This is a genomic window from Pseudoxanthomonas suwonensis, from assembly GCF_010093235.1.
Classification (GTDB): Bacteria; Pseudomonadota; Gammaproteobacteria; order Xanthomonadales; family Xanthomonadaceae; genus Pseudoxanthomonas; species Pseudoxanthomonas suwonensis.
Genome location: NZ_PDWP01000005.1, coordinates 1 through 12773 on the forward strand (window position 1 = coordinate 1; position 12773 = coordinate 12773).

Consider the following 12773-nt stretch of genomic DNA (forward strand, 5'->3'; position numbering starts at 1 on the left):
CGCAGCTCCCGGGGCGAACAGGAACGGATGCGTAGCCCGGACAAGGCCACATCCGCGGAAGGCCACGTCCCCGAGTCCGCTGGAGATGCCGCAGCGCGTGGCAACGCGCCGCGCTCCTGCACCGCCCCGGTACCACGACGTTCGAACCGGGTCGACCACGGCTCCGCGTTCAACCGCGTTTTCCCTGCACCCCGATGGAGGGAGTGCCGTAGCCCGGATAAGGCCGCAGGCCGCATCCGGGAAAGGCCACGAGGCGCCCGGGCGAAAACAGCGCGTGGCAGTGAGCCGCCCGCCAGCAGCCGGCCGCCGCAGCGAATGGTGCGCTCCACCCGCCCGGCGACGCACCCATCGGGAATGTCGGTCGCATGGGCGCCTTCTTACCAATCACCAATCACCAATCACGAATCACGCATCACCACGACAGCAAAAGGCCGGCCGCTTGCGCGGCCGGCCTTCTGTTTTCCTGTCCCGTCGGAGCAGTTACTGCGCCGCTGCCGGTGCCGTAGCAGGCTGGCGGGCCTGCATCATGCGGTCGCGGGTCGCCTTGAACGGATTGCCTTCGTACCAGTTCGGCCAGCGGTCGCCACCGGCAAGCTCGCGGCCGACCGCGTGCAGCGCTTCCAGGTCCTCGACCACGCCGTCGAGGTTCCAGGACGGATCGAACTCGTCCGACGGCTGGTGGTAGTTGCCGGCATAGGCTTCCGAGGCAGCCTTGCCTGCCGCCTTGCCGCCCTCCACCAGGTCGTTGCCGCCCTTGGCGTACAGGGCAGGCACGCCGGCCTTGGCGAAGTTGAAGTGGTCGGAACGGAAGTAGAAGCCGCTCTGCACCGAGGCCTCGCCCTCCAGGCGGCGTCCCTGCATGGCAGCGATGGGCTTGAGGATGTCCTCCAGCTCCGAGCTGCCGATGCCGGTCACGACGAAATCGCGCGAGCGGCCGGCCACCGACATGGCGTCGAGGTTGATCACGCCCGCGATCTTCTCCAGCGGGAAGGTCGGGTGGGCGACGTAGTACCGGGAGCCCAGCAGGCCGGATTCCTCCAGGGTCACGGCCAGGAACACCACCGAGCGCTCGGGGCGCTGCTCCTGGCTGGCGAAGGCCTCGGCGATCTCGAGGATGCCGGCCACGCCGGTGGCGTTGTCGACGGCACCGTTGTAGATGGTGTCGCCTTCGCCCTCGTGCTTGCCCAGGTGGTCCCAGTGGGCCATGTACAGCACCGCCTCGTCGGCGCGGCTGGCGCCGGGCAGCACGCCGACCACGTTGCGCGAGGTCTTGCGGGTGGTGGTGCTGTTGAGGTCGACCGACAGCGTGGCCTTCAGCGGCACCGGCTTGAAGCCCGGCTTGCCGGCCTTGCGGTAGGCCTCGTCCAGATCCAGGCCCGCCGAGGCGAACAGCTTGCGGGCCACGTCGGCGGTGATCCAGCCCTGTACCGGCAGGCGCGGATCGGGATCGTCGCTGGTCGGCAGGTCGTACTGCGGGCCGGACCAGGAGTTCCTCACCACTTCCCAGCCGTAGCTGGCGCCGGGGGTGTCGTGCACGATCAGGGCCGCGGCGGCGCCCTTGCGGGCGGCCTCCTCGAACTTGTAGGTCCAGCGGCCGTAGTAGGTCATCTTGCGGCCGTCGAACAGCTTCTCGTCGTTGCTGTGGAAGCCGGGGTCGTTGACGAACATCACCACGGTCTTGCCGGTCCAGTCCTGGCCGGCATAGTCGTTCCAGCCGCGCTCGGGCGCGTCCACGCCGTAGCCCACGAACACCATCTCGCTGTCGCGGACGGAAACCCGGGGCTCGCCGGTGCGGGTGCCCACCACCATGTCGCTGCCGAAGGCCAGGTCCAGGGTCTGGTCGCCGGTCTTGATGGACAGACGGGTAGCCGCGTCGGCGGTGGTCTCCACCATCGGCACTTCCTGGAAGTAGCTGTCGCCGTTGCCGGGCTGCAGGCCGATGCGCTGCATCTGCGCGCGGATGTACTCGACAGTACGCTCCTCGCCGACCGAGCCCGGGCCACGGCCCTCGAACTCGTCGGAAGCCAGGGTGCGGGTCAGCTCGGCGAAGTCGGCCGCGGTGATCGCCGGGTCGAACGCATGGTCGGATGCGGGCGCCGGGACGGTGGCGGAGGCATCGGGGGCGGTTGCGGTGGGTGCCTCGGCCTGCTTGCCGCAGCCGGCCAGCAGCAACGCACCAACGGCAACGCCGATCATGGATTTGCGGTACATCGGGACTCCGTAGCGGACGGCGGAGTCCCGATTCTATAAGCAAGCGCGCCGCGGCGAGGGCGGCGGGGCGGATCAGTCCTGCGGCGCGGTGTCGGTATCGAACACGACCGGCTCGGCGCCGGTGATCTTGCCGGTGCGGGCGCTGCGGTGCACGTACAGGCGCACCTCGCGCTCGAACTCCAGCGGACCATGCACCACCGCGCGCGGGCCGATCACCACCCGCGGCTTGCGGCGCGGCGTGCTCTGGAACCAGCCGGAGGCGCGGCTGATGGTGATGCCACCCCCGACGACCGAGCCGATGCCCACGGTGACATCGCCGTTGACGGTCTCGATGTCGCCGCTGACCTGGGTCTCGACCAGGCCGATGGCGCCGTTGACCGTTTCGATGCCGCCGCCGATGGTGCTGCCGCGGTCGACGAAGATGCTGCCGTTGACGGTCTCGATGCCGCCACTGGTCTGCACGCCGCGCTCGAGGCGGATGGCGCCGTTGACGGTTTCCAGGCTTCCCACGCGGGCGCCGGCGCCCACCTTGATGCCGCCGTTGACGGTGCTCGCGTCGCCGGTCTGCGCCCGTTCGCCGATCGAGATACCGCCGTTGACCGTATCCAGGTCGCCATAGGCCTTGCCTGCGGAGACCTCGATGCTGCCGTTGACCTTGCTGATGTCCTCTGCCCAGGCCGCGGGTGCGGCGAGCAGCAGGGACAGCGCGATGGCTGGGAAAGGAAAACGGGCCATGGCGGGCTCCTTGGACGTCTGTACGCGCCATGGGACCACGCTTGGCTACAATCCGCACCTGTCTGAAGTCACTGGATCCCCCAGGCGTGCCCCAACCGCGCGAGCGTCGCCAGTCCACCGGGCCCGGGCCCCGGCCCAGTCGCTGGGCATGGCGCCTGTCGTTGGCGGTCCTGGTGGCGCTGGCCTGTGGCGCCATCGGGGCCCAGGAGCGCCGCGACCCGGGCGCGGCCGAGCGCGAACTGCGCAAGGTTCGCGCCGAACTGCAGGAAATCTCCCGTGAACGCCGCAGGCTGGAAGGCCAGCGCGGCCAGGCCGAGACGCGCCTGCGCCGGGCCGAGGGCCAGCTGCGCCGTGCCGAGCGCGAACTGGCCGGGACCGAGGAGGCGCTGCAGCGCGAAACGCAGGCCCTGGCTGGGCTGGAACGGCGCCGCGACCAGCTGCGGGCCGAGCAGGCCGGCAGCCGCGAGCGCCTGGCCCGGCTGCTGCGCGCGTCCTACACCCTGGGTGGCCAAGCCCCGCTGAAGCTGCTGCTGGCGCAGGACCGCGCCGCCGACGCCCAGCGCGCCCTGGCCTACCACCGCTATGCCCAGCGCGAACACGCCCGCCAGGTGCGGGCGCTGTCGGAATCGCTGGCGGAGCTTTCCGCGGTCGAGGAAGGCATCGCCCAGCGTCGTGCCGAACTGGAATCGCTGCGCGCCAGGCAGCAGGAGACGCTGGCGGAGCTGCAGCGGGACCGTGGCCAGCGCCTGGCCCTGCTGTGGGACCTGGACAGCCGGTACCAGGACCGCCAGCAGCGCGAGAAGGCGCTGGGCAAGGATGCGCAGGCGCTGGAGCAGCTGCTGAAGACCCTGCGCGCCGCCGCCGCGAGGGCCGCGGCCGAGAAGCGGGCCGCCGAGCAGCGTGCCCGCGAGCAGGCGCAGGCATCGCGCGGAGAGCCCGCGAAGCCGCGTGGCCCGGTTGCCGCCGCCACGCCGCCGCCCAAGGTCGGCGGCCTCGGCTGGCCCGCCAGCGGCGACCTGCTGGCGCGCTACGGCGGCAAGCTGCCCGACGGACGCACCAGCAGTGGCGTGCTGATCGGCACCGCCGCCGGCGCGCCGGTGACTGCGGTGGCCGACGGCACCGTGGTGTTCTCCGAGTGGATGACCGGCTACGGCCTGATCCTGATCGTCGACCATGGCAACGGCTACATGAGCCTCTACGCGCACAACGACGCGCTGTTGCGGAAGGTCGGCGAACGCGTGCGCAAGGGCGACACGCTGGCGCGCGTGGGGACTTCGGGCGGACATGGGCGCCCGGCGCTGTACTTCGAGCTGCGCCGCGACGGCAAGCCGGTGGATCCGGCGGGGTGGCTGCAGCGGCGCTGAGCGCGGTTCAAGCCGCATTTACAACGCGGTGCAGCATAATCGACCGACGCGCACCGTCCGCGCGTCCGGAGTCGTCGATGCGTCCTGCCCCCGTCCTGCTGCCCTTCCTGCTGCTGCTCGCCATGCCGCTTGCCGGCCTGGCCCAGGTTGCCCCGCAGGAACCGCCACTGCCCGCGCCGCAGGCGGAGCCGGCCGAAGACGGGGAAGAACCGCACGGGCATCCGCAGGAGGGCGACGACGCCGCGCCGGTGCCCGCCACCGATGATCCCGACGCGGCCGATGCCAGTGGTTCGAAGATCCCGCTGGCCGAGATCCAGCGCTACGTTGCCGTGTACCGCGCGATCAGGGAGGCCTACGTCGATCCGGTCGACGACCGCTTCCTGATGCAGTCGGCGATCGAAGGCCTGCTGCTGGACCTGGACCCGCACAGCGCCTACCTCAACCGAGACGAGGCCGAGTCCTTCGACGAACAGACCACCGGCGCCTACGAGGGCATCGGCGTGGAGCTGCAGCAGCAGCAGGACCGCACGCTGAAGGTGGTCGCGCCGATCGACGGCACCCCTGCCGCGCGCGCCGGCGTCCTGGCGGGCGACGTGATCGTGGCGATCGACGGCAAGCCGATCGCCCAGGTCGAAGGCAGCGAGCCGCTGCGCGGCGCCGCAGGGACCAAGGTCACCATCACCATCGTGCGCGAGGGCCGCGAGCGGCCGTTCGACGTGGAGATCCGGCGCGAGACCATCCGCGTCACCAGCGTCCGCAGCCGCATGCTCGAGCCCGGTTACGGCTACGTGCGGGTGAGCACCTTCCAGGCGGATACCGGCGCCGACTTCCGCAAGCACCTGGACGACCTGCAGGCCCAGGCCGGCGGCAGGCTGCGCGGCCTGGTGCTGGACCTGCGCAGCAACCCTGGCGGCCTGCTGACCGCTGCGGTGCAGGTGGCCGACGAGCTGCTGGACAGCGGCGCCATCGTCAGCACCCGCGGCCGCGCGCCGGCCAGCGATACCCGCTTCGATGCGACCGCCGGCGACCGCCTGCACGGTGCCCCGGTCGTGGTGCTGGTGGATGCAGGCTCGGCCAGCGCGGCCGAGGTCCTCGCCGGAGCGCTGCGCGACAACGACCGCGCCCGCGTGGTCGGCAGCCGCACCTTCGGCAAGGGTTCGGTGCAGACCCTGCTGCCGCTGGGCAACGGCGATTCGGTCAAGCTCACCACCGCGCGCTACTACACGCCCAGCGGGCGCTCCATCCAGGCCAGCGGCATCGTCCCGGACGTGGAGCTGCAGCCGGACGCGAAGCTGACCGGCGCCACCGTGCCTGCCACCGCCATCCGCGCCGTCACCGAGGCGGCACTGCCGGGCCACCTGCGCGGCGACGAGGAAGGCGACGAGTACCAGCCGGGCTCGCCGCTGCCGGGCGATGCGCCGATCACGGCCGCGCTGGCGGAGCTGAAGAAACTGGCCGGCGTCGCATCCGCGCCGGCGCCGCGCCGGGATTGAGCCGCCGGGCCGCGCTCAGCGCGGCTTGGCGGGCAGCGGGAATGGCGTCACCACCTTCTCGCCGGTGGCGGCGTCGCGGATGGCCGACTGGCCTTTCCGCTCGACTTCCTCGACCCGGATGATGCTCTGCATCGGCAGGTGCAGCACCTTCGTGTTGCCGAACTCGTCGCGCAGGCGCTCCTCGGTCGGGTCCACCACCACGCCTTCGTGCAGGTCGAAGACCAGCTCGCCCACCTCGGTGAAGCCCCACAGCGAGCTGCCGCCGACGTGGCGGGCATAAAGCTCGTAGACCTTTCCGTGGTTGAGGAAGGTGACCTTGTACAGCGGCTTGGCCATGGAAGTGCGTTGCTGTTGGGACGGCTGCAGGATGGGGGCGGCGCGTGTTTTTCCAAGGGCCGCCGGTCAGTAGCCCTTCTGCCGCCGCATCCGCCGGGCGATGCCCGCGCGCACCAGCAGGGCGAACAGCACGCCGAACAGGAAGCCGGTCACGTGCGCGGCCCAGGCCACCGCGCCGAACGCCGGGCCGATATAGGCGAACACCACCTGCAGCGCCGCCCAGATCCCGATCAGCAGGAACGCCGGCGCGCGCACGAATTCCAGGAACAGCCCCAGCGGCAGCACCACGCCCAGTCGCGCGCCGGGGAACAGGGCGAGGTAGGCGCCGATCACCGCCGAAACCGCGCCACTGGCACCGATCACCGCGCGGTACGGGTCGTCGATCGCCACCACCGCGGCGAGGTTGGCGATCGCGCCACCGGCCAGGAACAGCAGCAGGAACCGCCAGGCGCCCATCGCCCGCTCCGCGGGCAGGCCGAAGATCAGCAGGAACACCAGGTTGCCCAGCAGGTGGGCCCAGTCGGCGTGCAGGAAGAGTGCGGTGAACAGCCTCAATACGCTACCGTCCTGAAGCGCTCCCACCCACGCGTCCCACGCATTCGTGCCGCCGGCGAGCCCACGCCCGAGGGCGCCCCAGGCCAGCCAGAGGCTGCGCCGCGCCTCGTCCGGACGCCCCAGCATCCAAAGGAATGCCAGCCACAACGCCGCGAAAAGCAGCGGCGTCGCCCAGCGCATCGAGGGTTTGCGGCGTGACGGCAGTGAAACGAACATGCAGCAACTATCGCCTATTGGTACCAAGCGTGTCCGCTGCAGCGCGGCAATTTTTCCGCAGTGCAGCGTTATTTCCGGGTTAAAGGCGTGCTTATATTCCAGTACGGCGTCGTATGTCGGGAAGGGAGTTCGACCGCCGGCAGACCGGGGGGTGCTGCCGCCGACGCTGCGAACAACAACAACCAACGTCTTTCCGGAGAAAGCGCAACATGCATTACGCCCACAGCATCACCCGCATTTCCGTGCTGGCCCTCGGCATCGCCGGCGCGCTGGCCTGCGGCAACGCCCACGCTGCCGCCTTCCAGCTGAAGGAGAACAGTGCCAAGGGCCTGGGCCGCGCCTTCGCCGGCTCGACCAGCGCCGAGGGCGACGCCTCGGTCGTGGCGACCAACCCGGCCTCCATGCGCCTGCTCGACGGCCGCCAGTTCCAGGCGGACCTGGCCGCGATCAGCTTCTCGGCCGAGTTCGACAAGTCCAGCGCTCGCTACAACGGCGCCGCCGGCCCGGGCACCGGCGCCGAAGTCGGTGGCGGCAACGGCGGCGACGCCGGCATGATCGCCCCGGTCCCGGCGGCCTACTTCCACGTGCCGTTCGGCGAGAACGACAACATGCACTTCGGCCTGTCGCTGCAGGTGCCGTTCGGCTTCAAGACCGAGTACGACTCCAACTGGGTGGGCCGTTACCACGGCATCAAGACCGACCTGAAGGCGATCGACCTGGGCGCTTCGTTCTCCTACGACGTCAACCCGTACGTGTCCTTCGGCGCCAGCGTGTTCGTCGAGCACCTGACCATCGAGCTGAGCAGCGCGATCGATTTCGGCACCGCGATCAACGGCGCCGCCCAGCAGCAGGCCGCGGCCCTCGCCCTGGCCGGTGGCGCTACCCCGCAGCAGGCCGCCCTGGCCGCGCAGCAGGCCGCCCTGACCATGGCCCAGATGGGCTTCGTCCCGGGCTCGGCCGATGGCCGCATGACCATCTCCGGCGACAACAACGCCATCGGTTACGTGCTGGGCGGTACCTTCAGCCCGACCGACCACACCCACATCGCCCTGAGCTACCGCTCCAAGGTCGAGCACAAGATCACCGGCGGCGACGCCGAGTTCGACGTGCCGGCCAACGCCGCCGCGGTGCTGTCCCAGTCCGCTCCGGGCCAGTACATCGACACCTCCGGCCGCGCGACCGTGACACTGCCGGCTTCGGCCAGCCTGAGCGTGACCCACAAGGTCAACGACCAGTGGACGATCATGGCCGACATCAGCCGCACCGCCTGGGCCAGCGCGTTCGACCAGGTGACCGTGGACTTCGGCTCCAACCAGGCCGACGCGGTGCTGGAGTTCTCGTACAACGACACCACCTTCGGCTCGATCGGCACCGAGTACCGCCTGTCCGATACCGTCACCCTGCGCGGCGGCATCGCCTACGACGAGACCCCGACCAGCTACGCCCACCGCGACGTGCGCGTGCCGGACGTGACCCGCAAGTGGCTGTCGTTCGGCATCGGCTGGACCCCGTCGAAGAAGGTGGAATACAACTTCGGCTACACCCACCTGTTCACCAACGACCCGGCCATCAGCCTCGTCTCGCCCACCGGCAGCACCCTGCAGGGCAAGTACGACGTCGGCGGCGACATCCTGGCTGCCTCGATCAACTACAAGTTCTGATCGGACGCACCACGCAGCAAAGAAAAGCCCCCGCATCCGCGGGGGCTTTTTCTTTTGCGTGGATGGAGCGCCGCTCAGTAGGGCAGGCCGGCCACGTCCAGTTCGATCGACCACACCGCGCCGGCGCCGGTCAGGTAGAGCGTGCGGCGCTGCGGGCCGCCGAACGCGGCGTTGGTGACGTTGGCGTCCACCCCGATGGTGGCCAGCGCCTCGCCCTGGGGCGACAGCACGCGCACGCGGCGGCGCTCGTGCTCGGTCAGGTAGATGTTGCCCAGGCAGTCGACCGCCATGCCATCCGGAACCTCGGTACTGGCCAGGTCGCGGCCGGCGCCGGCCTGGCCGGAGGCATCCAGCGGATACGCGCGCAGCACGCCCTGGTCGCCGCCACCGGCCACGTACAGGGTGCGGCCATCGGGCGACAGGGCGATGCCGTTGGGATTGGCGATGCCGTCATCGACCACGGAGACCACGCCGTCGGTGCCGACGCGGTAGACGCGGGTCTTCGGCTGCCCGCCCGGGGCGGCCGCGCGCTGGAAATCCGGGTCGGTGAACCAGATCGTGCCGTCGCGGCCGATCACCAGGTCGTTGGGCGAATTGAACGGCTGGCCCTCGAACTCGCCGACGATGCGCATGCGTGAGCCGTCGCCGAGGTCGTAGCGGGACAGCTCCTTGCGGTCGTGGGTGGCGGCCACCAGCGCACCGTCGCTGCCCAGTGCCAGGCCGTTGCTGCCGCTGTCCTCGATCACCGTCTCCACGGTGCCGTCGGCGTTGAGCCGGCGGATGCGCGATGGAAAGCCCTCGCTGAAGCGGAAGTCGGAGAAGTACAACGCCTGCCCATTCCACACCGGGCCCTCGTAAAGGCCGTTGGCGCCGTCGCCATTGGCGCCGGGGATGCGTTGCGCGACCAGCTCGCCGGACGGCGCGGTCCCGGCCTCGCCGCTGCAGTAGGGATTGGACGCGGCCGCGGTGGCCGGCGCATCCGCATCGACGTCCGTCGCCTCCGCACCGCTGGCAGGGGTAGGGGGCGTATCTGCGGCAGGCGCGGCGTCTTCGCCGCGCTGGCAGGCGCCCAGCACGAGCGCGAGCACGGCGGCGGAAAGGACGGTACGGGTCGGCTGGATCATGGCGGCTCCGGTCTGGATGTCCGCTGCATCCTAGCCGTCCCCGGGCGTGCCCGGGATCGCCGGCGTATGGAGCCTCAGCCGAGCAGGCCGCGCAGGCGCGCCTTCAGTCGCCTTCCCTCGCGGTGGAAGTACTCGCGTTCCTCGCGCCAGGCCGGGAAGCGCTGCTCGACCTCGCGCCAGAACGCGGGTGAATGGTTGGCCTGCAGCAGGTGGCACAGCTCGTGGACCAGCACGTACTCGAAGGCCGAAGGCCGTCCGAGCACGAGGGCGATATCCAGCGCCATGCTGCCGTCCGGGGCCAGCGAGCCCCACAGCGAGGACAGGACCTTGAGCCGGATCGTGCGTGGCGGGCGCGGAAGCCCCGGCAGGTAGGCCGGCAGCCAGCGGCCGATGTCGGCGCGCGCCTCGGCCTCGTAGAACGCGCGCAGCGCGCGGGCCAGCGACGCCGCCGACGGCGCACGCGGCGGAAGCTGCACGTGGACGCCATCCTCGCGGCGCTCGATGCGCAGGTAGCGGCCCTCGCTCCAGTGCAGCGGCACGTCCTCGCCGCGCAGGGGCAGATGGGTGCTGGTGGCCGGATCCAGCGGGCCGCAATCGCCGGCCGGCTGGTGCCGCGCCAGCTGCGCCTGCAGCCAGCCGCGGTGCTCGGCCAGGAAGCGTTCGCCGGCGACGAGGCTGGCACGCGGCGGCAGGGTCAGGCGCGGGCCGCGCTCGTCGATGCTCAGCTTCAGCCGTCGCGCGCGCGGATCGCGCACGCGCTGCACGGTGATGCTGCTGCCGTCGTCCAGCGCCAGGTCGACCGTGTCGCGCTCAACGCGCTGCGGGGCGCGGGCGATCAGGCGGCGTGGCGAGGCAGGCATGGAGTCATTCTACGCCGGTGGCCGCGGACGCCCGCGCCCATCGCGGCCAGGCTCAGGCCTCGGCCCTGGAGATCTTCAGCGCCGATTCCAGCACCAGGAACAGGCGGCGGGCCTCGCCGGCCATCAGGGTGAAGCGCGCATCCAGTTCGGCGCGCAGGTCGTCGCGCTCGGTGCTTTCGAGCTGGTCGACCGCGCCTTCCAGGAACTTCAGCTTGCGCACGATCAGGTCCTCGCCGAGTACGAAGGACAGGTGGTCGTCCAGGTTCAGCGCCAGCTTGGTCACCTGCTTGCCGGACTCCAGGTGCTTGGCGATCTCGTCGCTGACCAGCTCCTGGTTCTGTGCCTTGACCACCGCGCCGCCGTCCATCGCGTCCTTCAGCTCGCACTCCTCGCCCAGCGACATGCCTTCCGGCAGCGGCTCGCCGGCGATCCAGCCGGTCAGCACGCTGCGCGGGGCCACTTCCGCGTTCGGCGGGATCGCGGGGAAGCTGCCGAGCGCGCGGCGGATCTCGGAGGCAACCATCTCGGCGGTCTTGCGCGAGGAGGCGTCCACGGCGAGGAAGCCGTGTTCCAGGTCCAGCAGGGCATCGGTGCGTGAGGTCTTCACGAAGGCGCGCGGCAGCAGTTCGTGCAGCAGGTCGTCCTTGAGCCGCTTGCGCGCCTTGCCGCCGAGCTTGCGGCCTTCCTTCTCCTCGATCTCGGCCACCTTCTGCGCCAGCAGTTCGTTGACCACCGAGCCGGGCAGGATCTTGTTCTCGCTGCCCACCGCCAGCCAGATCGCGTTGCCGACGCGGTGCGACAGCGCCTCCTCGCCGCGGCCAAAGGGCGAGATGAAGCCGATGGAGTTCATTTCCAGCGGACCGACCGGCTTGAGCGCGGCCTCGGGCAGGAGTTCGTCGAGCTGGGAGAAATCGTGGGAGGCAGGAAAGCGGAAGAACGTCAGGTTGCGGAAGAACATGCGGTTGCTCGGTGCGTGACGGCGGCGCGGGCGCGCGCCGTGCAGGAGATCAGGAGGCGGTCGCAAGCACTGCGACCGCGAGGTCAGGTTGCCGCGGACGGCGGCTCGGCTGCGGCCTCGCCGTGCGGCTCGCCGGCCAGCCAGGCGTGGGCGTCGGCGCGGGCCGCGCCCTCGCGGTGGCCCAGGGAGGCGAAGTCGAACAGCTTCGGGTCGGCCAGCTGCGAGGGACGGATGTCGGCCATGGCGCGGGCGATCTGCTCGATCCGGCCCGGGTGCTCCTTCTCCCACTGTTTGAGCATCAGCCCGACCTGGCGGCGCTGCAGGTTCTCCTGGCTGCCGCACAGGTTGCAGGGAATGATCGGGAACTGGCGCGCGGCCGCGTACTGCACGATGTCCTCCTCGCGCACGTAGGCCAGCGGCCGGATCACCACGTGGCGGCCGTCGTCGGACAGCAGCTTGGGTGGCATGCCCGAGATCTTGGCGTGGTGGAACAGGTTCATGAAGAACGTGGCCACCATGTCGTCGCGGTGGTGGCCCAGCGCGATCTTGGTGAAGCCGTGCTCGGCCGCGTAGGAGTACAGCGCGCCGCGGCGCAGGCGCGAGCACAGCGAGCACATGGTCTTGCCCTCGGGCACCACGCGCGTGACCACCGAATAGGTGTCCTGCTCGATGATGTGGAACGGCACGCCCAGGCCGCGCAGGTACTCCGGCAACACGTGCTCGGGGAAGCCCGGCTGCTTCTGGTCCAGGTTCACCGCCACCAGCTCGAAGCGCACCGGCGCCTTCTTCTGCAGCTGCAGCAGGATGTCCAGCAGGGTGTAGCTGTCCTTGCCGCCGGACAGGCAGACCATCACCTTGTCGCCGTCCTCGATCATGGCGTAGTCGGCGATCGCCTGGCCGACCTGGCGGCGCAGGCGCTTGGCCAGCTTGGCCTGTTCGCGCTGGGCCACGCGCGGATCGGTGCGGCGGGAGGCGGGGTCGGGGAGGGGCAGGACGGCGTTCATAGGGGCGCCATTCTACCTTCGGGCGCCCGGTCGCCCGCGTTATGCTTGGGCGGTGGATACGACCAGCCCGTCCGAACTGGCCCTGAAACTGGCGGAACTGCGCCAGCAGCACCGCATGCTGGACGAGCGCATCGCGCAGCTGGCGGCCAATGCCGGCGACGAGCTGGAGACCAAGCGGCTGAAGAAGCGCAAGCTGCAGCTGAAGGATTGCATCGCCAGGCTGGAAAGCCTGCTGATCCCCGACGAGCCGGCCTGA

At 70.5% G+C, this 12773-nt stretch carries 12 protein-coding genes; 4 read left to right on the top strand and 8 right to left on the bottom strand.

Translation table 11 applies throughout. The features are described from left to right. Positions 1-480 precede the first annotated feature (480 nt). Together CSC68_RS03150 and CSC68_RS03155 are read right to left on the bottom strand one after the other, a co-directional pair. On the bottom strand, positions 481-2211 hold the full coding sequence (locus CSC68_RS03150; protein ID WP_162202051.1) for a M28 family metallopeptidase: 1731 nt from the start codon (positions 2209-2211) through the stop codon (positions 481-483). 72 nt (positions 2212-2283) lie between these two features. After that, complete coding sequence (locus CSC68_RS03155) at positions 2284-2946, bottom strand: DUF4097 family beta strand repeat-containing protein (protein ID WP_162202052.1); 663 nt, start codon at positions 2944-2946, stop codon at positions 2284-2286. A gap of 161 nt (positions 2947-3107) precedes the next feature. Between CSC68_RS03155 and CSC68_RS03160 the strand changes: the two genes are divergently transcribed. Both CSC68_RS03160 and CSC68_RS03165 read left to right on the top strand, forming a co-directional pair. Then, positions 3108-4310 (top strand): murein hydrolase activator EnvC family protein, encoded by a 1203-nt coding sequence (locus tag CSC68_RS03160; protein WP_162202053.1) that lies wholly within the window; start codon positions 3108-3110, stop codon positions 4308-4310. Positions 4311-4387: 77 nt separating this feature from the next. Next, positions 4388-5803, top strand: a complete 1416-nt coding sequence (locus CSC68_RS03165; RefSeq protein ID WP_246193429.1) for a S41 family peptidase — start codon at positions 4388-4390, stop codon at positions 5801-5803. Between the two features lie 15 nt (positions 5804-5818). Here the strand turns inward: CSC68_RS03165 and CSC68_RS03170 are convergent, their stop codons facing one another. Then, positions 5819-6139 (bottom strand): DUF1820 family protein, encoded by a 321-nt coding sequence (locus tag CSC68_RS03170; RefSeq protein ID WP_162202054.1) that lies wholly within the window; start codon positions 6137-6139, stop codon positions 5819-5821. Between the two features lie 66 nt (positions 6140-6205). Then, entirely contained in the window at positions 6206-6910 is a 705-nt protein-coding gene (locus CSC68_RS03175; RefSeq protein ID WP_162202055.1) for a rhomboid family intramembrane serine protease, read from the bottom strand. Positions 6911-7119: 209 nt separating this feature from the next. Between CSC68_RS03175 and CSC68_RS03180 the strand changes: the two genes are divergently transcribed. Beyond that, the gene (locus CSC68_RS03180; RefSeq protein ID WP_162202056.1) at positions 7120-8571 is read left to right on the top strand and encodes an outer membrane protein transport protein; all 1452 of its coding nucleotides are present in this window, start codon (positions 7120-7122) and stop codon (positions 8569-8571) included. A 74-nt stretch (positions 8572-8645) separates the two neighbouring features. Here CSC68_RS03180 and CSC68_RS03185 read toward each other — a convergent pair whose 3' ends face one another. The 4 genes from CSC68_RS03185 to ttcA form a co-directional block, all read right to left on the bottom strand. After that, positions 8646-9695 (bottom strand): SMP-30/gluconolactonase/LRE family protein, encoded by a 1050-nt coding sequence (locus CSC68_RS03185; RefSeq protein ID WP_162202057.1) that lies wholly within the window; start codon positions 9693-9695, stop codon positions 8646-8648. A gap of 74 nt (positions 9696-9769) precedes the next feature. After that, positions 9770-10555, bottom strand: a complete 786-nt coding sequence (locus CSC68_RS03190) for a M48 family metallopeptidase (RefSeq protein ID WP_162202058.1) — start codon at positions 10553-10555, stop codon at positions 9770-9772. A 52-nt stretch (positions 10556-10607) separates the two neighbouring features. Continuing rightward, positions 10608-11513, bottom strand: coding sequence for a recombination-associated protein RdgC (locus CSC68_RS03195; protein WP_162202059.1), 906 nt, complete (start codon positions 11511-11513; stop codon positions 10608-10610). 83 nt (positions 11514-11596) lie between these two features. After that, on the bottom strand, positions 11597-12517 hold the full coding sequence (gene ttcA, locus CSC68_RS03200) for a tRNA 2-thiocytidine(32) synthetase TtcA (RefSeq protein ID WP_162202060.1): 921 nt from the start codon (positions 12515-12517) through the stop codon (positions 11597-11599). Positions 12518-12569: 52 nt separating this feature from the next. Here ttcA and CSC68_RS03205 point away from each other — a divergent pair, with 52 nt between their 5' ends. Continuing rightward, the gene (locus CSC68_RS03205; protein WP_162202061.1) at positions 12570-12773 is read left to right on the top strand and encodes a YdcH family protein; all 204 of its coding nucleotides are present in this window, start codon (positions 12570-12572) and stop codon (positions 12771-12773) included.

Coding starts and splice junctions, on each gene's coding strand:
- CSC68_RS03155 (WP_162202052.1), bottom strand. CDS start 2,946: ATGGCCCGTTTTCCTTTCCCAGCCATCGCGCTGTCCCTGCTGCTCGCC.
- CSC68_RS03165 (WP_246193429.1), top strand. CDS start 4,388: ATGCGTCCTGCCCCCGTCCTGCTGCCCTTCCTGCTGCTGCTCGCCATG.
- CSC68_RS03195 (WP_162202059.1), bottom strand. CDS start 11,513: ATGTTCTTCCGCAACCTGACGTTCTTCCGCTTTCCTGCCTCCCACGAT.
- CSC68_RS03170 (WP_162202054.1), bottom strand. CDS start 6,139: ATGGCCAAGCCGCTGTACAAGGTCACCTTCCTCAACCACGGAAAGGTC.
- CSC68_RS03185 (WP_162202057.1), bottom strand. CDS start 9,695: ATGATCCAGCCGACCCGTACCGTCCTTTCCGCCGCCGTGCTCGCGCTC.
- ttcA (WP_162202060.1), bottom strand. CDS start 12,517: ATGAACGCCGTCCTGCCCCTCCCCGACCCCGCCTCCCGCCGCACCGAT.
- CSC68_RS03150 (WP_162202051.1), bottom strand. CDS start 2,211: ATGTACCGCAAATCCATGATCGGCGTTGCCGTTGGTGCGTTGCTGCTG.
- CSC68_RS03190 (WP_162202058.1), bottom strand. CDS start 10,555: ATGCCTGCCTCGCCACGCCGCCTGATCGCCCGCGCCCCGCAGCGCGTT.
- CSC68_RS03175 (WP_162202055.1), bottom strand. CDS start 6,910: ATGTTCGTTTCACTGCCGTCACGCCGCAAACCCTCGATGCGCTGGGCG.
- CSC68_RS03180 (WP_162202056.1), top strand. CDS start 7,120: ATGCATTACGCCCACAGCATCACCCGCATTTCCGTGCTGGCCCTCGGC.